The organism is Nocardioides sp. GCM10030259, from assembly GCF_042666375.1.
Classification (GTDB): Bacteria; Actinomycetota; Actinomycetes; order Propionibacteriales; family Nocardioidaceae; genus Nocardioides.
The window spans coordinates 179,628-196,736 of the sequence record NZ_JBHTDF010000005.1 but is presented as its reverse complement, the minus strand read 5'-3'; the positions used below and the strand labels follow the sequence as shown (position 1 = coordinate 196,736).

The following is a 17,109-nucleotide window of genomic DNA, read 5'->3' as shown; positions in this document are numbered from 1 at the left end:
GAGACTCGGTGAGGTGTGGGCAAGTGCCTGGGCCCCCCGTGCCCCGTTCGAGTGCCGCTCACGCCTCCCGTCGGACCACGCGGATCGTCACGACCTCCGACTTGGAAGGCAGGTACGCCGAGCCGTCCGGTACGAACCGCACCTGGATCCGGTGCCGGCCCGGCTGCATCCGCGACGGGAGCCGGACCGCGACCCAGCCGTCGCCGCGACCGCGGACCCGCTGACCTGCGCTGACCGGGACGACGCCGCGGCGGTGGCCGTCGCGCAGCACGACGAGCCGTCCCGCCTGCCCGACCGGTTCGCCGGCGTGCCGGACCCGGGCGTACGCCGTGACCGCGCGCCCGCGGGCCACACGCTGCTGGCGCACCACGAGGCGCGTCGTCGTCTGCTTCGACTCGGCCTTCGCAGCAGGCGGCGCTGCGGCACTCACCGGTCCACCGGCACTGCTCGCTCCACCGGCACCGCTCGCTCCACCGGCCGCCCCGGCCGCGAAGACCTGCAGCTCGGCGGCGTGCACGATCGTGCCGCGGTCGGAGGCAGTGACGCAGTCGGTGTCGTTGAGCGGGTCGTCGTCCTGCTCGCCGGCGTACGCCACCGTGCCCGTGCACTGGTTCTCCAGCGCGACCAGCCGGATCGCCGCCGCCTGCGTGGGCGGCACGTCGAAGCTGCGCATCGTCTGGTCGGGCGCGACCGGACGCGGGCGGGCGCCGGGGAAGGCGTCGTCGGCGGAGGTGTAGAACCTCGTCCACGTCGCGTCGGGCGAGCCGCAGTCGGCGACGCAGGCCTGCAGCTCGAACTTCCGCAACGCGGTGAACCGCGAGCCGGAGTCCGGGTCCTCGGCCAGCGGGATCGGGCTCGCCTCGGCAGGGGCCGGCCGCAGCAGCGCGCTCACCTGCACCCGGTCGATCGTGTGCACGTCGCCGGCCAGGTCGACCGCGACGTACGGCTTGGTGACGTCGACGTTGTCGGCCGTGACGCCGCCCCAGTTCGTGCCCTCCGTGCCGTCGATGAGCGCCTCGGCGTTGAGCGACCCGTCGGTCGCGCCGATGACGGCGGCGCCGGCGGCGGAGCTCGCCAGGTTGAGTGCGGAGTCGTCGACGGCGACGGTTCGCGCACCCCCGCCGTCCACGGTGAGCGTGAAGCGCGTGAAGCCGCGGTCGGGGGAGACGTAGAGCATCCGGTAGGTGCCGGTCGTGAAGTCCGCGCTGGCGCCGAGGTCGGTCGCCGGGTCCGTGTCGGCGACCGGCGTCACCCGCGCCTCGTAGTCGCCGACGTAGACATTGCCGGTGCCGGACGAGGTGAACGTGACCGTCGCGTTCGGGCCGGTCGGCGTCGCGAAGCTCGGCGTCGGCTCGTGGGAGTCGGAGTCGGGCGTGGAGGCGTCGCGGCCCATGCCGCGGCGGGCGTACGCCGCCCACAGCGCGTCGGCGTTCTCGCCGCCGAAGCGCATCTGGTCGGCGGCGATCATCGCGTCGCGGGCGTCGAGCATCGACGTCGAGCCCTGCTGGAGCAGGAACGAGTCGAACATCAGCTGCAGCCAGCGCCGGTTGCCCGGGCAGTGGTCGACGGCCAGCGGGCTCTGCGCCCCGTGCGCGACGGCGCAGTCGCGTTGCAGGTCGGCGTCGTCGTACGGGAACTGCGCGTCCCACTTCTCCACCAGGGCCTGGCGCACCTCCCACTGGGTGCCGTTCCAGATCTCGCCGTCGGCGTGCACCTCAGGACCGGTGGTGTCGAAGCCGTAGTCGCTGTAGCTGAGCGGGTTCTGATCGATCGCGTAGTCGCGGATGCCGGCGGTGTCGTTGCCGGTCGCGTAGGGCCCGACCACCCACGGGCTGGTGCCGTTGGAGTAGCCGTTGGCGAAGAGCAGCTCGGCGGCGTTCAGGTCGCCCCACGACTCGCCCATCGCGCCACCCTGCTCGGAGGTGAGCCCGTCGTCGGGGCCGCCGACCATCCGGTTGGTGATCGCGTGGGTGTACTCGTGGCCGACGATGCTCATGTCGAGCGCTCCGTCGGTGCAGGGGGCGTAGAAGGAGCCGGCGATCGGCTGGAAGAGGTACTGGTTCGTGATGCCGGGAACGCCGTCGTTGAGCGTGATCTGGTTGGCGTTGTCGCGGCCGAGGTACGACGGGCTGCCGCCGGTCAGCGCACCGGCCTGGGCGTTGCCGATCTCCTGGTCGCCGGGGACGCCGCCGTTGCCGCGGTTGTCGAGCTGGAGGTTGTAGTTGTCCTCGGTGAAGCCGAGGTAGTAGCTGTGGTCGTGCATGCGGTTGTGCGCGACGAAGAGGTTCGTGACGCTCGCGTCGACGTCGTTGCCGCCCGGCATCAGCTGGGACGGGTTGCAGCGGGTTTCGTTCCAGGCGTCGGTGAACCCGGTCGTGTACTCCCGTGTCGGCGACAGCGGCGCCTGGAACAGGCCGCCCGGGGCGAGCGGGTTCGCCCAGGCCTCGTGGGTGTTGGCGTTGTTGCCGATCGTGGTCATCGTGGGCAGGCCGTGCAGCGCGTCCCAGGGGCCGTCGTTGGCGGCCGTGGCCGCGAGCGGGCCGTGAGACGTGGTGCAGTCGTCGGTCGTGTCGGTCCAGCAGCCGACGACGGAGTTGTCGGGCACGGTGCCGACGTCGGTCGAGGCGAGGTCGGGGTTGGCGGTGAAGTAGCGCCATCGCGGGTCGACGCCCAGGTCGCCGGCGGACGGCGCACCTTGGTCGCTTGTCGAGACCAGCACGGCGTACTGGCCGACGACGATCGACGTGGCCTCGAACGGGCAGACCTCGATCGTGTAGGTGCCGGCCGGGAAGCCGTCGTCGTCCATGAACGTCGCCAGCTCGGGGCTGGTCAGCAGGTCGTGGGTCTCGTGCAGCCCGCCCGGGCCCTCGAGGGTGACGGTGACGTCGTCGGTCGGGAGCGCGAGGGCGGCGGCGTTGATCGTCCTGGTCAGGTCGTCGTCGAGCTCGAAGGCGTGCGCGGGACCGCAGGCCTCGTTGCTGACCGTGCCCTGGAAGACGTTCGAGTACATCGCGTTGTCGACCGCGTTCCGACGCACGAGCACGTCCTTGCTCACGCCGTCGACCAGCAGGCGGTACGCCGTGGCCGCGCCGCCGAGCACCTGCACGACGTTGGCCTCGAGCACCGGCCGCACCGACCCGTCGGCCATCGGCAGCGCCCGCAGCCGGACGGTCTGCTGCTGCGGGAAGCCGGGCACCGTGAGCCGGGTCCAGTTCTCGCTGACGGCCGAGACGATGTCGGCGACCTGGCCGGCGGGCACCCCGAGCCCGACGTTCGCGGCGGCCGCCAGCCACCCCTGGAGCGGCGAGACCGTGCCGGCCACCGGGGTGCCCGTGGCGCGGGACAGCGACGACGAGACGTAGGCGACCTGGCTGTCGGCGATGCCGACGGTCACGAGGCCACCGGTCGCCGGGGCCAGCCCGCCGAACGTCTGCCGGAGCAGCACCGCGTGGGCGTCGGAGCCGGCGAGGCGCTGGTCGTTGACGAGCTCGAGGGCGGCCACCTGGCCGGCGCCCAGCCCGAGCACTGCGGCGTTTCCGTTGACCCAGGCGCGGGCCGCGGCGACGGGGGACCCGACGGCCGCGCCGAGCGAGCCGTCGCGCGGCAGGATCGACGCCGGCGTACCGGAGTCGTTCCAGCGGAGCCGGACCGGGCCGAGCGCCGCGACGGCGGCGCGCTGCGCGGCGGTCGGGGCGACGGTGGCGCGGACGTCGACGTCACGCAGCCCGTGGACCGGGTCGCCGATCGTGCGGCTGGGCGCGGGGGTCGGGCCCGGCGTGGCGGGAGCGGGAGCGCTCGTGGCAGGAGGCTGGGCGAGGCCGGCGACCAGGGTGGCGGTGAGCACGGCCAGCACCCCGAGAGGCGCGGTGACGCGGTGGCGGCGGACGATCATGCCCCGTCAACGGCGGACACGGGCGACCGTTATGCGAACCGCGGCCGGTCTGGTCCAGCAACCCGATGTCGGCGCACTTTGATCGTTCCAAGAATCTCGCGGTAACGTCCGCATCGTGCGTGCCATTCGTCGATTCACCGTCCGTCCCGTGCTGCCTCCGGCCCTCGCCGCGCTCGGTGAGCTCGCCGGCAATCTCCGCTGGTCCTGGCACCCCGAGACGCAGGACGTCTTCGAGGCCGTCGACGCCCGGCTGTGGGCCGAGGTCGGCGGTGATCCGGTGCGGCTCCTCGGAGCCGTCAGCCGCCGCCGGTTCGAGGAGCTCGCCGTCGACGACGCGTTCCTCGGGCAGCTCGCCGGCGCACGCGCCGACCTCGAGCAGTACCTCACCGGCGACCGCTGGTACCAGCGCCGCCAGGCCGCGGGGGTCGACGGGCCTGCCTCGATCGCCTACTTCTCGCCGGAGTTCGGCATCACGGCCGTGCTGCCGCAGTACTCCGGCGGCCTCGGCATCCTCGCCGGCGACCACCTGAAGGCCGCGAGCGACCTCGGCGTACCGATCGTCGGCGTCGGCCTGCTCTACCGCCACGGCTACTTCAAGCAGGCGCTGTCCCGCGAGGGCTGGCAGCAGGAGACCTACCCCGTCCTCGACCCCGACGGCCTCCCGATCTCGCTGCTGCGCGAGGAGAACGGCGAGCGCGCGACGATCAGCATCGCGCTGCCCGACGGCCCCGAGCTGCTCGCGCGGATCTGGGTCGCCAGCGTCGGCCGGGTGCCGCTGCTGATGCTCGACGCCGACGTCGAGGGCAACCCCGACCACTACAAGGACGTGACCGACCGCCTGTACGGCGGCACCAGCGAGCACCGCCTGCGCCAGGAGCTGCTGCTCGGCGTCGGCGGCGTCCGGGCGCTGCGCGCCTACGCGCGGATCACCGGCCACCCGGAACCCGAGGTGTTCCACACCAACGAGGGCCACGCCGGTTTCCTCGGCCTCGAGCGGATCCGCGAGCTCACGGTCGCCGAGGGCGGCCCGCGCCTCGACTTCGACACCGCCCTCGAGGTAGGTCGCGCGTCCACGGTCTTCACCACCCACACCCCGGTGCCGGCCGGCATCGACCGCTTCCCACGCACCCTGGTCGAGCAGTACTTCAGCGACGCCGGCGCCACGCCCGGCGTACCGGTGGAGCGGGTGCTCGCGCTGGGTGCCGAGGACTACGAGGGAGGCGACCCGGGTGTCTTCAACATGGCGGTGATGGGCTTCCGGCTCGCGCAGCGCGCCAACGGCGTCTCGCAGCTGCACGGCCACGTCAGCCGCGGCATGTTCAAGGGCCTGTGGCCGGCCTTCGACGAGGCCGAGGTGCCGATCAGCTCGATCACCAACGGCGTGCACGCCCCGACGTGGGTCGGCCGCGAGGTCATCGAACTGGCGGCCAGCCAGGGCGCCGACCCGGAGAGCGACGACACCGAGGCGTTCTGGGCCGCGGTCGACAAGGTTCCCTCCACGGAGATGTGGGCGGTCAAGCGCCAGCTCCGCGAGCGACTCGTGACCGACGCCCGTCGGCGGCTCGCCCGGTCGTGGGAGGAGCGCGGCTCGGCCCGCGCCGAGCTCGGCTGGATCGAGTCGGCGCTCGACCCCGACGTGCTCACGATCGGCTTCGCACGGCGCGCCGCGTCGTACAAGCGGCTCACGCTGATGATGCGCGACCCCGCGCGCCTCAAGAGCCTGCTGCTGCACCCGGAGCGCCCCGTGCAGCTGGTGATCGCCGGCAAGGCGCACCCGGCCGACGACGGCGGCAAGAAGCTGATCCAGGACATCGTGCGGCTCTCCGACGACCCCGAGATCCGGCACCGCATCGTCTTCCTGCCCAACTACGACATCGCGATGGCGCAGCCGCTCTACCCCGGTTGCGACGTGTGGCTCAACAACCCGCTGCGTCCCTACGAGGCGTGCGGCACGTCGGGCATGAAGGCCGCCCTCAACGGCGGCCTCAACCTGTCGGTGCTCGACGGCTGGTGGGACGAGTGGTACGACGGCGACAACGGCTGGGCCATCCCCACGGCCGACGGCGTCGAGGACGTCGACCACCGCGACGACCTCGAGGCGGCGGCGCTCTACGACCTCATCGAGAACGAGGTCACCCCGCGCTTCTACGACCTCGACGACGAGGGCGTCCCGACCCGCTGGATCGAGATGGTCCGGCACACGCTGAAGTCGCTCGGCCCGAAGGTGCTCGCCACCCGGATGGTGCGCGACTACGTCCGCGAGCTCTACCTGCCGGCCGCCACCACCGGCCGCCGACTCAACTCCGACTACGCCGGCGCCGTCCAGCTCGCCGCGTGGAAGAAGAGGGTGCGCACCGGCTGGCACGGCGTCCGCGTCGAGCACGTCGAGAGCAGCGGTGTGGGCGACGCCCCGGAGGTCGGCGACTCCATGAGCGTGCGGGCGTTCATCGCCCTCGGCGACCTCGCCCCGGAGGACGTCGACGTCCAGCTCGTGCACGGCCGCAGCACCGGCGAGGACGAGCTGGTCGACACGACCGTCGACGTCCTGCACCTCGCGGAGTCCTACGAGGCCGGCCGGCACCGCTTCGACGGCGACGTCGTGCTCGACCACTCCGGCTCGTTCGGGTACACCGTCCGCGTCGTACCCCACAACGACCTGCTGGCCACCTCCTCCGAGCTCGGCGTCGTCGCGCTGCCATAGCGCGCTTCGGTGGTCGAGCTTGCCCAGACCCCGGAGCTGTCGAGGTCACCGTGGGCACGCACGTCACCGGGTCTCGACACGCGGGTCGCGACCTCGCAAGCTCGGTCGCGCCGCTTGCTCCTTGCGTTGAGCCTGCCGAAACGACCACCAACAGCGAGTCCGCTGGCGCGTCCTCGCTCACACGTCGCGGAAGACGACCACCGTGCGTCGGCCGATGGCGATCCGGTCGCCGGCCTTGACCTGGGTGCCGACGGGCAGGCGGAAGTCGGTGGAGAGCACGACCTCACCGGCCTGCACCCAGTCGTTCTCGGGGACCGTGATGCGCTGTGGCAGCCAGTCGGAGTTGAACCAGAGCATGAAGGACTTGTCGACCTGCTGCTCGCCGCTCGGCCCGGGCGCGCGCAGCGGGTCGCCCGACACGAACATCCCGATCGCGCGCAGGTTGGGGTCGTGCCAGTCGTCGCCGGTCATCTCGCGCCCGGACGGGTGCAGCCACGCGAGGTCCTTGGGGCCGCCGCGGATCGTCGGCCGCCCCTCGAACCAGTGCCGCTGGCGCAGCGCCGGGTGCTCACGGCGCAGCCGCAGCGCGGTCTTCGTGATCTCGTAGACGTCGAGCCAGGCGTCGTCGGCGCGCCAGTCGATCCACGAGACCTCGTTGTCCTGCGCGTAGGCGTTGTTGTTGCCGCGCTGCGTGCGCCCGCGCTCGTCGCCGGCGGTGATCATCGGGACGCCGTTCGACAGGCACAGGGTCGCCATCATGTTGGCCGCCTGCCGGCGTCGTACGCCGACGACGGTCGGGTCGTCGGTCTCGCCCTCGGCGCCGTGGTTCCACGACCGGTTGTTGTCGGTGCCGTCGCGGTTGTCCTCGCCGTTCGCCTCGTTGCGCTTCCGCTCGTAGGACACGAGGTCGCGCAGCGTGAACCCGTCGTGCGCGGTGATGAAGTTGATCGAGGCATACGGCGAGCGCCCGTCGTCCAGGTAGAGGTCGGAGGAGCCCGCGAGCCGCGTGGCCACGGTGCGGATGCCGGGGGAGTGGTTGCGCCAGAAGTCGCGGATCTCGTCGCGGTACTGGTCGTTCCACTCGACCCACGGCGGCGGGAACTCGCCCACGCGGTAGCCGTCCATCGAGGCGTCCCACGGCTCGGCGATCAGCTTCACGTGGCGCAGGATCGGGTCCTGGCCGATCGCCATCAGCAGGTGGTTGTTCATGTCGACCCGGTGGTCCACCCGGGTCAGCGCCGACATCAGGTCGAAGCGGAAGCCGTCGACGTGCATCTCGGTGACCCAGTAGCGCAGCGAGTCGAGGATCAGCCGCAGCGCGAAGGGGTTCGACGCGTCGACGGTGTTGCCGCAGCCGGTGACGTCCCAGTAGGCGTCCTGGAACGGCGCGGTCGACCCGCCGTCGCCCGAGCGGCAGTAGAAGCCGCGGTCGTCGAGGCCCCGGAAGGACAGCGTGGGCCCGAGCGGGCCGGCCTCGGCGGTGTGGTTGTAGACCACGTCGAGGAGCACCTCGAGGCCGGCGTCGTGGAACGCCTTGACCATCTGCTTGAACTCGGTGACCTGCTGGCCGCGGTCGCCGGAGGCGGAGTAGGCGTTGTGGGGCGCGAAGAATCCGATGGAGTTGTAGCCCCAGTAGTTCGTGAGGCCGCGCTCGACCAGTGCCGGCTCGGGCACGTACTGGTGCACGGGCAGCAGCTCCACCGCGGTGACGCCGAGGTCCTTGAGGTAGTCGATGACCGCGGGCGAGGCGAGCCCGGCGTACGTCCCCCGGAGCTCCTCGGGCACCCGGTCGTGGAGCATCGTCATGCCCTTGACGTGCATCTCGTAGATGACCGTGTCGCGCCAGCGGTAGCGCAGCGGCGCCTCCCCGCCCCAGTCGAAGCGGTCGTCGACGACCACGCTGCGCTGCACGTACGGCGCGGAGTCGCGGGTGTCCATCGTCTCCGGGTCGCCGTGGATGTAGCCGAAGATCGCGGGGTCGACGGTGACCTCACCCGAGACGGCGCGGGCGAACGGGTCGAGCAGGAGCTTGTTGGGGTTGAACCGCAGGCCCTGCGCCGGGTCCCAGGGGCCGGCGATCCGGTAGCCGTAGGGCGTCCCCGGCGCGAGGTCGGGGATCGCGCCGTGCCAGATGCCCAGCGCCTGCTCGGTCAGCCGGTGCTGCCGCTCACCACCGTGCTCGTCGAAGATGCACACCCAGGCGGCGGACGCCTGGGGCGCGTGCACCGCGAAGTTCGTCGACTCCGGCGACCACGTCGACCCGAGCGGCCAGTTGCGGCCCGGCCACACCGGTGCGCGCTCGCCGCGGCTCCTCCACAGTCCAGGGGTCACCCGCGCCATTCTTGCCGATGACGGCACAATGCCCGAGACCGGATCCGATGAACTGGAGTGACGAGAGGCGTGGTGCGTGATGGGCGAGTTCGTGCGACTCGAGGTGGCCGACGGGGTCGGGACGATCAGGCTGGACCGGCCGAAGATGAACGCCCTCAACGTCCAGGTGCAGGAGGAGATCCGCGCCGTCGCCCTCGAGGCCACCGAGCGTGACGACGTCAAGGCGGTCGTCCTGTACGGCGGGGAGCGCGTCTTCGCCGCCGGCGCCGACATCAAGGAGATGGCGGACATGTCGTACACCGACATGGTCAAGCGCTCCGGTGCCCTGCAGTCGTCGTTCACCGCCGTGGCCAAGATCCCGAAGCCGGTCGTCGCAGCGGTGACGGGCTACGCGCTCGGCGGGGGCTGCGAGCTGGCGCTGTGCGCCGACGTGCGCTTCGCGGCCGAGGACGCCGTGCTCGGGCAGCCCGAGATCCTGCTCGGCGTCATCCCCGGCGCCGGCGGCACCCAGCGGCTCACCCGCCTGGTCGGCCCGAGCAAGGCGAAGGACCTGATCTTCACCGGGCGCTTCGTCAAGGCCGACGAGGCGCTGGCCATCGGCCTGGTCGACCGCGTGGTGCCCGCCGGCGCGGTCTACGACGAGGCCGTCGCGTGGGCCGGGCAGTTCGCGGGCGCCGCGACGTACGCCGTCCGCGCGGCCAAGGAGAGCATCGACCGCGGGGTCGAGGTCGACCTCGAGACCGGGCTCGAGATCGAGCGCCAGCAGTTCGCCGCGCTGTTCGCGACCGAGGACCGGACCATCGGCATGGCCTCCTTCGTGGAGAGCGGCCCCGGGAAGGCGTCGTTCGTCGGACGCTGACGGGCCACTGGCGGCATACTCTCGGTTTGCGAAGCGCCCCGGATGGGGATGGTCGCCCCGAGCGACCGGGCAGGACACCCTGCGCGGCGAGGGCGACCAGGACAGGGTGAGGCAGGTGGCGACGAGGGTGGCCGAGCGTCAGAACAACAGCGGTGGCGTCGCCATGGTGCGGACCCGGCTGGCCCAGGTGATCTGGCTGGTCGCGGTGGTCTGCGCACTCCTGCTCGCCACCGGAGCGCTGCTGATCGCGCTCGACGCCAACCAGGACAACGCGCTCGTGTCGTTCGTCCTCGACGCCGCCGACGCCATCGACCTCGGCGTCTTCTCGCGCGACAACGGCATCTTCACCTTCGAGGGCAAGGACGCCGCGACGAAGAGCGCGCTGGCCAACTGGGGCCTCGGCGCGGTCGCCTACCTCGTCGTCGGTCGCATCCTGGAGCGCATTGTCCGGCCCTGACTCCCGCTGGGTGGGCTGTGACGTATCCGACCCCGCTCCGAGTTTCGGCGGTTCCTACGCGACGGTAGCCTCACGACCACATCCCTGGATTGAGGCCGCGTCTCCGCGTGCCTCGGAATCGGACACAGGAGGGGCCGTCCCGGCCACACCACCATGAACATTGTCGTCTGTGTGAAGTACGTCCCCGACGCCACTGCCGACCGGCAGTTCGAGTCGGACAACACCGTGGACCGTGTCGGCGTCGACGGCCTGCTGTCGGAGCTCGACGAGTACGCCGTGGAGCAGGCTCTCCAGCTGAAGGAGAAGGCCGGCGACGACACCGAGGTCACGGCCCTCTGCATCGGCCCCGAGAAGGCCCTCGACGCGGTGCGCAAGGCGCTGCAGATGGGCGCCGACAAGGGCGTCCACGTGAGCGACGAGGCGATCGCGGGCTCCGACTACGTCGCCACCTCGCTGGTGCTGGCCAAGGCCATCGAGAAGCTGAGCTCTGATTCTGGGAAGTCGCCGGACGTCGTGATGTGCGGCATGGCCTCGACCGACGCCTCCGGCGGCGTCGTCCCGGCGATGCTGGCCGAGCGGCTCGACCTCCCGCAGGTCACGCTCGCCTCCGTCGTCGAGACGCAGGGCGACCAGGTGCGTGTCAAGCGCGACGACGACACCGCGACCGAGGTGATCGGGGGCACGATGCCGCTGGTGCTGTCGGTGACCGACCAGTCGGGCGAGGCCCGCTACCCGTCGTTCAAGGGCATCATGGCCGCGAAGAAGAAGCCGCTGGAGACCTGGTCGCTGAGCGACATCGGCGTCGACGCGAGCCAGGTCGGCCTCGACGCCGCGTGGACCACGGTCGAGGAGACCACGGCCCGCCCGCCGCGCACCGCCGGCGAGATCGTCAAGGACGAGGACGGCTCGGGCGCCACGGCGCTGGTCGAGTTCCTCGCCTCGAAGAAGTTCATCTGACCCCCGAAAGCGGAGCGCTGACCCATGTCTGAAGTTCTCGTTCTCATCGACCACGTCGACGGCGCGGTCCGCAAGCCGACGTACGAGCTCCTCACCATCGCCAAGCGGCTCGGTGAGCCCTCGGCCGTCTTCATCGGCGCGGCCGACAAGGCCGCCGACGTCACCGAGAAGGTGAAGAAGTACGGCGCCGAGAAGGTCTACGTCGTCGACGACGCGCAGATCAAGGGCTACCTCGTGGCCCCCAAGGCCGAGGCGCTGCAGCAGCTCGCCGAGAAGGCCCAGTCGGGTGGGGGCGTCGCCGCGATCCTGATCCCGTCCTCCGCCGAGGGCAAGGAGATCGGCGCCCGCCTGGCGATCAAGCTCGAGTCGGGCCTGATCACCGACGCCGTCGACGTGCAGGAGGGCGGGGTCGCCACGCAGAGCGTGTTCGCCGGCAACTTCACGCTCACCGGCAAGGTCACCAAGGGCACGCCGATCATCACCGTGAAGCCCAACTCCGCCGCTCCGGAGGAGTCCGCGGGCGCCGGCACCGTCGAGGAGTTCTCCGCGACGATCTCCGACACCGCGAAGAAGGCGCAGATCGTGGCCTCGCAGCCGCGCAAGGCGACCGGTCGCCCCGAGCTCACCGAGGCCGCGATCGTGGTCTCCGGTGGTCGCGGCACCGGCGGCAACTTCGAGCCGATCGAGGGCCTCGCGGACTCGCTCGGCGCCGCGGTCGGTGCCTCGCGTGCCGCCGTCGACTCCGGCTGGATGCCGCACAGCTTCCAGGTCGGCCAGACCGGCAAGACCGTGTCGCCGCAGCTCTACGTCGCCAACGGCATCTCCGGTGCGATCCAGCACCGCGCCGGCATGCAGACCTCGAAGACCATCGTGGCCGTCAACAAGGACGAAGAGGCCCCGATCTTCGAGCTCGTCGACTTCGGTGTCGTCGGGGACCTCCACTCGGTCCTCCCGACCGCCACCGAGGAGATCAACAAGCGCAAGGCGTGAGCCCGGGCGTCTCGAGATCTGACACCGGAGTGGACTTCGCGTCCCTCGAGCCGCTCGAGGGCGGCTGGTCCGGAGAGACCTTCCTGGCCGAGGCCGGCGGAGAGCGCACCGTGGTGCGGCTCTTCGCCGGCCTTCGCCATCCCGCGGAGGCGGCCGAGATCCAGTCCGCGCTGCTGCGGCTGGTGCGCGGGCTGCTGCCGGTGCCGGAGGTGCTGGAGGTACGCCGCGCCGACCCCGACGCGGGCCTGCCGGCGCTGATGGTCACGTCGTACCTCCCCGGCGTCCGCGGCGACCTGCTGCTGCCGACCCTCGATGAGTCCGGGCTGCGGCGGTCCGGGGAGTCGGTCGGCCGGATCGCCGGCACCCTCGGCGGGATGCCGGTGCTGCGGCGCGGCCTCTTCGTGGACGGCGACCTGACGATCGAGCCCTACGACCTCACGCTGCCCGAGTCGCTCGGCGCGGTGGGGGTGGCGGCGCAGGCGCTCCTCGACGAGGAGACCCGCAGCTGCCTGGTGCACAGCGACCTCAACTCGAAGAACCTGCTGCTCGACCCCGACTCGCTGGAGGTCACCGGCCTGCTCGACTGGGAGTTCGCCCACGCAGGCCACCCGTTCACCGACCTCGGCAACGTGCTGCGCTTCGACCGCCAGCCGGCGTACGTCGACGCCGTCCTGGGGGCGTACGCCGAGCTGCGCGGCACCCCGCCGGCGCGGGCGATCGAGCTCGCCCGGGCCGCCGACCTCTACGCGCTGGCCGAGCTCGCCTCGCGTGCCGGCCAGAACCCCGTCGCCGACCGGGCCGCGGTGCGCGTCGAAGCGATCCTGGCGTCCGGCGACATCCACGCCGTCAGCTGAGCAGGCCGGCCATCCGCTTCGCGATGAGCTCCGTGGCCCGGCGCGGCGCCAACCGGGTCATCCGGTCGACCATCCGGGCGTCGCGGCCGATCACCACGCGGTAGCTGCCCTTCTCGATGCCCTCGACGATCTGGCGCGCGGCGTCGTCCGGCGCGGTGAGGTTGGCGGCCAGGTCGCTCGACTCGTCCATGCCGGGCACGGCGGCGCCGGAGTTGTCGGCGATGCCGGTGCCGACGCCGCCGGGGAAGACGGTCGTGACCGCGACGCGCGACCCGAGGAGCTCGGCGTACAGGCCCTCGGTGAAGAGCTTGACTGCGGCCTTGCTGGCGCCGTAGATCGTCTGCCCCGGCACGGGCGCGAGCCCGCCCATGCTGGAGACGTTCACGAGACACGCCGCCGGCCGGTCCAGGAGGTGGGGGAGGAACGCCTTGGACGTGTGCAGGACACCCCACAGGTTCACGGAGAGCACCCGCTCGATCTCCTCGTAGGGCAGGTCGGCGAACGGCACGAACTTCTGGATGATCCCGGCGACGTTGACCAGCCCGTCGACGCGGCCGTGCGCCTCGACCACGGCCGCTGGCAGGGCCTCGACCGCGGCCCGGTCGGTGATGTCGACGACGTGGCTGCTGAGCCGTTCGCCGGCTCCGGCCAGCGCTGCCGTCTCCGCGAGGCTGTCGCCGCGCAGGTCGATCGCGGCGACGCGCGCGCCGTCGCGCAGCAGTGCCAGCACCACCTCGCGCCCGATCCCGTTGCCACCGCCGGTCACCGCGAACACGTTGCCCCGAGTCTGCATGCTGGCAGCGTAGGAGTCGGCGGTCCCGCCGAACTACCCTCGCGACATGACGACCCAGCAGGACGTGCTCGCCGTCGCCGAGCGGGCCCGTACGGCGAGCCACGGCCTCGCGCTCGCGACCCGCGCGGCGAAGGACGCGGCCCTCGAGGCGATGGCGGAGTCGCTGCTCGCCCGCGAGGCCGACATCCTGGCCGCCAACGACGAGGACGTGGCCCGCGCGGAGGCGGGTGGCACCCCGCCGAACATCGTCGACCGGCTGCGGCTCACCCCCGAGCGGGTGGCCGGCATGGCCCAGGGCCTGCGCGACGTGGCCGGCCTGCCCGACCCGGTCGGCGAGGTGGTCCGCGGCGGCACCCTCGCGAACGGTCTCGAGCTGCGCCAGGTGCGGGTGCCCTTCGGCGTGGTCGGGATGATCTACGAGGCGCGGCCCAACGTCACCGCCGACGCGGCCGGCATCTGCCTGAAGTCCGGCAACGCGGTGCTGCTCCGCGGCAGCTCCAGCGCCCGGTCGAGCAACGCCGCGATCGTCGCCGCGCTGCGCGAGGCGGTCGAGGGCGCCGGGCTCGACGCCGACGCCGTCCAGCTCGTGCCGGGCGACAGCCACGACAGCGTCAAGGCGCTGATGCGCGCCCGCGGCCACGTCGACGTGCTGATCCCGCGCGGGGGAGCGGGGCTGATCCGCTCGGTGGTCGAGGAGTCGACGGTGCCGGTGATCGAGACCGGCGTCGGCAACTGCCACGTCTACGTCGACCGCGCGGCCGACCTCGACCGGGCGCTCGCCATCGTGCTCAACGCCAAGACCCACCGCACCAGCGTCTGCAACGCCGCGGAGTCGTTGCTGGTGCACGCCGACCTCGTCGACACGTTCGTGCCGCGGGTGGTCGCCGCGCTCCAGGACGCCGGCGTCACGATCCACGGCGACGAGGCGTTCCAGGCCCACGACGGCGTCGTCGCGGCGACCGACGACGACCACGCGACGGAGTACCTGTCGCTGGACATCTCCGCGGCCGTCGTACCCGACCTCGACGCGGCGATCGCCCACATCCGGCGCTTCTCCAGCCACCACACCGAGGCGATCGTCACCGAGGACGTGGCGGCCGCGCGCCGCTTCACCGCCGCCGTCGACTCCGCGGCTGTGCTGGTCAACGCGTCGACGAGGTTCACCGACGGCGGCGAGTTCGGCTTCGGCGCCGAGATCGGGATCAGCACCCAGAAGCTGCACGCCCGCGGGCCGATGGGGCTGCCCGAGATGACGTCGACGAAGTACGTCGTCACCGGCGACGGGCACGTGCGCTGACCACCCGTCCGGACGCCGAGCCGGACCGGTAGGCTGTCGGCCATGCCGAACCCGTACGTCGTCGCCCTCGCCGCGGAGGAGCACATCAACGAGAACGTGCCCAACGAGTGGCTCGTCGGTGGCGTGACTCTCGCCATCCTGATCGGGATGCTGCTCGCGCTGCTCGTCTTCGGCGCCGGACGAGAGCACAGCTGACGACCAGCCGGCCGGCCCCCGGCTCCCGCGCGCGTCGACGTGTGGGGGTGATGGGTGGCACGTTCGACCCGATCCACCACGGGCACCTCGTGGCCGCGTCGGAGGTGCAGGCGTGGTTCGACCTCGACGAGGTCGTCTTCGTGCCGACCGGCGCGCCGTGGCAGAAGGCGCAGCGCGTCGTCACGCCGGCCGAGCACCGGTACCTGATGACGGTGGTCGCGACGGCGTCCAACCCGCGGTTCACCGTCTCCCGCGTCGACATCGACCGGCAGGGCCCGACGTACACGATCGACACGCTGCGCGACCTGAGGGCGCAGCTGCCGGACGCCGATCTCTACTTCATCACCGGCGCAGACGCGCTGGCGGAGATCTTCACCTGGCGGGACGCGGGGGAGCTGTTCGAGCTCGCGCAGTTCGTCGGCTGCACCCGGCCCGGCTACACCATGGACGACCAGACCCTGGCCAAGATCCCCTCCGACCGGGTCACGATGGTCGAGATCCCCGCGCTGGCGATCTCGTCCACCGAGTGCCGCGATCGGACCCGCCGCGGCGAGCCGGTCTGGTACCTCGTGCCCGACGGCGTCGTCCAGTACATCGCCAAGCACCACCTCTACCCCAAGGAAGAAACGTGACCGCGACCGACCACGCTCTCGAGCTCGTGCACGCCGCCGCCCGCGCGGCGTCCGACAAGCTCGCCCAGCAGATCGTCGCCTTCGACGTCAGCGAGCAGCTCGCGATCACCGACGCGTTCGTGCTCGCGTCGGCCACCAACGACCGCCAGGTGAAGGCGATCGTCGACGAGGTGGAGGACAAGCTCCGCGAGATCGGCGCCAAGCCGGTCCGCCGCGAGGGCGAGCGCGACGGCCGCTGGGTGCTCATCGACTACGGCGAGATCGTCGTGCACATCCAGCACGAGGAGGAGCGGCAGTTCTACGCGCTCGAGCGGCTCTGGCGCGACTGCCCGACCATCCAGCTGCCCGCCGACGTCGTCTCGCATGAGCGCTAGGGCGTGTCTCCCAATTCGGCGCCGTCGCGAGCGTCGTCCGGGGCGTGCGATGGCAAGGCGCCGGAGCGAAGGCATACCGGGCGTCTGATGAGCGACGGCAACGCAGCCAGCGTGCGTCCTGGGCGGCGCGCAGCAGGCGTCCCGGATTGGGTGACACGCCCCAAGCGCCTCGTCCTGCTCCGGCACGGCCAGACCGCCTGGAACGCCGCCCGCCGGGTCCAGGGCCAGCTCGAGGCCGAGCTCGACGACACCGGGCACCGGCAGGCCGCCGCCGTCGCGCCGGTCGTCGCCGCGATGCGCCCCGCGGCGCTCTGGTCGTCCGACAGCGCCCGCGCCCGGCAGACCGCGGCGTACCTCGCCAAGGAGACCGGGCTCGACGCCGTCCACGACGCTCGCCTGCGCGAGTACTTCCTCGCCGGGCGCCAGGGCCTGACCCACGACGAGTACGCCGCGCTCGCGCCCGAGGAGTTCGCGGCCTTCCGCTCGGGCGACTTCGACGTCGTCCCCGGCGGGGAGCGGGCCGCCGACGTCGCGGCCCGGGTCGTCGCGGCCGTGCGTGACCTGCTCGCCTCGATCGGCCCCGGGGAGGTCGCCGTCGCGGTGTCCCACGGTGCTGCGGTCCGCGACGCCGTACCCGTCCTGCTCGGCTGGCCGGTCACCGAGCGCGCCGCCCTGCACGGCCTGGCGAACTGCGGCTGGGTCGAGCTCGACGAGGCGGAGCCGGGCGGCCCGCTGCGGCTGATCGCCTACAACCGCACAGCGTCCTGACGCACCGGG

Annotated in this window: 14 protein-coding genes; 11 read left to right on the top strand and 3 right to left on the bottom strand. The window is 72.1% G+C overall.

What is annotated here, in order from left to right; genetic code table 11:
- Positions 1-58 precede the first annotated feature (58 nt).
- On the bottom strand, positions 59-3,892 hold the full coding sequence (locus ACFQQI_RS05430) for a M36 family metallopeptidase (protein ID WP_378559054.1): 3,834 nt from the start codon (positions 3,890-3,892) through the stop codon (positions 59-61).
- Positions 3,893-4,007: 115 nt separating this feature from the next.
- On the opposite strand from ACFQQI_RS05430, the gene glgP reads away from it, so the two are divergent.
- The gene (glgP, locus tag ACFQQI_RS05425) at positions 4,008-6,593 is read left to right on the top strand and encodes an alpha-glucan family phosphorylase (protein ID WP_378559051.1); all 2,586 of its coding nucleotides are present in this window, start codon (positions 4,008-4,010) and stop codon (positions 6,591-6,593) included.
- 177 nt (positions 6,594-6,770) lie between these two features.
- Here glgP and glgX read toward each other — a convergent pair whose 3' ends face one another.
- Positions 6,771-8,933, bottom strand: coding sequence for a glycogen debranching protein GlgX (gene glgX / locus ACFQQI_RS05420; protein WP_378559048.1), 2,163 nt, complete (start codon positions 8,931-8,933; stop codon positions 6,771-6,773).
- Positions 8,934-9,003: 70 nt separating this feature from the next.
- On the opposite strand from glgX, the gene ACFQQI_RS05415 reads away from it, so the two are divergent.
- The 5 genes from ACFQQI_RS05415 to ACFQQI_RS05395 all read left to right on the top strand — a co-directional run bounded on the left by ACFQQI_RS05415 (position 9,004) and on the right by ACFQQI_RS05395 (position 13,041).
- Entirely contained in the window at positions 9,004-9,783 is a 780-nt protein-coding gene (locus tag ACFQQI_RS05415; RefSeq protein ID WP_378559045.1) for an enoyl-CoA hydratase/isomerase family protein, read from the top strand.
- A 115-nt stretch (positions 9,784-9,898) separates the two neighbouring features.
- Positions 9,899-10,240 (top strand): hypothetical protein, encoded by a 342-nt coding sequence (locus ACFQQI_RS05410; protein ID WP_378559042.1) that lies wholly within the window; start codon positions 9,899-9,901, stop codon positions 10,238-10,240.
- A gap of 171 nt (positions 10,241-10,411) precedes the next feature.
- A complete protein-coding gene (locus ACFQQI_RS05405) occupies positions 10,412-11,197 on the top strand; it encodes an electron transfer flavoprotein subunit beta/FixA family protein (RefSeq protein ID WP_378559039.1) in 786 nt (261 codons plus the stop codon).
- Between the two features lie 24 nt (positions 11,198-11,221).
- Positions 11,222-12,187, top strand: a complete 966-nt coding sequence (locus ACFQQI_RS05400; protein WP_378559036.1) for an electron transfer flavoprotein subunit alpha/FixB family protein — start codon at positions 11,222-11,224, stop codon at positions 12,185-12,187.
- A gap of 29 nt (positions 12,188-12,216) precedes the next feature.
- A complete protein-coding gene (locus ACFQQI_RS05395) occupies positions 12,217-13,041 on the top strand; it encodes a phosphotransferase family protein (RefSeq protein ID WP_378559033.1) in 825 nt (274 codons plus the stop codon).
- Here the strand turns inward: ACFQQI_RS05395 and ACFQQI_RS05390 are convergent.
- Complete coding sequence (locus tag ACFQQI_RS05390; RefSeq protein ID WP_378559030.1) at positions 13,034-13,834, bottom strand: SDR family NAD(P)-dependent oxidoreductase; 801 nt, start codon at positions 13,832-13,834, stop codon at positions 13,034-13,036. The genes ACFQQI_RS05395 and ACFQQI_RS05390 overlap by 8 nt on opposite strands.
- A 46-nt stretch (positions 13,835-13,880) precedes the next feature.
- On the opposite strand from ACFQQI_RS05390, the gene ACFQQI_RS05385 reads away from it, so the two are divergent.
- The 5 genes from ACFQQI_RS05385 (at position 13,881) to ACFQQI_RS05365 (ending at position 17,100) form a co-directional block, all read left to right on the top strand.
- Positions 13,881-15,131, top strand: coding sequence for a glutamate-5-semialdehyde dehydrogenase (locus ACFQQI_RS05385; RefSeq protein WP_378559027.1), 1,251 nt, complete (start codon positions 13,881-13,883; stop codon positions 15,129-15,131).
- Positions 15,132-15,173: 42 nt separating this feature from the next.
- Positions 15,174-15,326 carry a hypothetical protein gene (locus ACFQQI_RS05380; RefSeq protein ID WP_378559025.1) on the top strand — a complete coding sequence of 51 codons (153 nt, stop codon included), beginning with the start codon at positions 15,174-15,176 and terminating at the stop codon, positions 15,324-15,326.
- Positions 15,323-15,958, top strand: coding sequence for a nicotinate-nucleotide adenylyltransferase (gene nadD / locus ACFQQI_RS05375; RefSeq protein WP_378559878.1), 636 nt, complete (start codon positions 15,323-15,325; stop codon positions 15,956-15,958). The genes ACFQQI_RS05380 and nadD overlap by 4 nt, the downstream gene beginning before the upstream one ends.
- Entirely contained in the window at positions 15,955-16,332 is a 378-nt protein-coding gene (gene rsfS, locus ACFQQI_RS05370; RefSeq protein WP_378559023.1) for a ribosome silencing factor, read from the top strand. The genes nadD and rsfS overlap by 4 nt, the downstream gene beginning before the upstream one ends.
- A gap of 150 nt (positions 16,333-16,482) precedes the next feature.
- Positions 16,483-17,100: a histidine phosphatase family protein gene (locus tag ACFQQI_RS05365; protein ID WP_378559021.1), complete on the top strand. Its 618-nt coding sequence runs from the start codon at positions 16,483-16,485 to the stop codon at positions 17,098-17,100.
- Positions 17,101-17,109: the final 9 nt, after the last annotated feature.

Excerpts from the sequence above, each read along its gene's own strand:
- ACFQQI_RS05400 (WP_378559036.1), top strand. The coding sequence starts at position 11,222 with ATGTCTGAAGTTCTCGTTCTCATCGACCACGTCGACGGCGCGGTCCGC.
- ACFQQI_RS05385 (WP_378559027.1), top strand. The coding sequence starts at position 13,881 with ATGACGACCCAGCAGGACGTGCTCGCCGTCGCCGAGCGGGCCCGTACG.
- ACFQQI_RS05380 (WP_378559025.1), top strand. The coding sequence starts at position 15,174 with ATGCCGAACCCGTACGTCGTCGCCCTCGCCGCGGAGGAGCACATCAAC.
- ACFQQI_RS05430 (WP_378559054.1), bottom strand. The coding sequence starts at position 3,892 with ATGATCGTCCGCCGCCACCGCGTCACCGCGCCTCTCGGGGTGCTGGCC.
- ACFQQI_RS05390 (WP_378559030.1), bottom strand. The coding sequence starts at position 13,834 with ATGCAGACTCGGGGCAACGTGTTCGCGGTGACCGGCGGTGGCAACGGG.
- ACFQQI_RS05415 (WP_378559045.1), top strand. The coding sequence starts at position 9,004 with ATGGGCGAGTTCGTGCGACTCGAGGTGGCCGACGGGGTCGGGACGATC.
- glgX (WP_378559048.1), bottom strand. The coding sequence starts at position 8,933 with ATGGCGCGGGTGACCCCTGGACTGTGGAGGAGCCGCGGCGAGCGCGCA.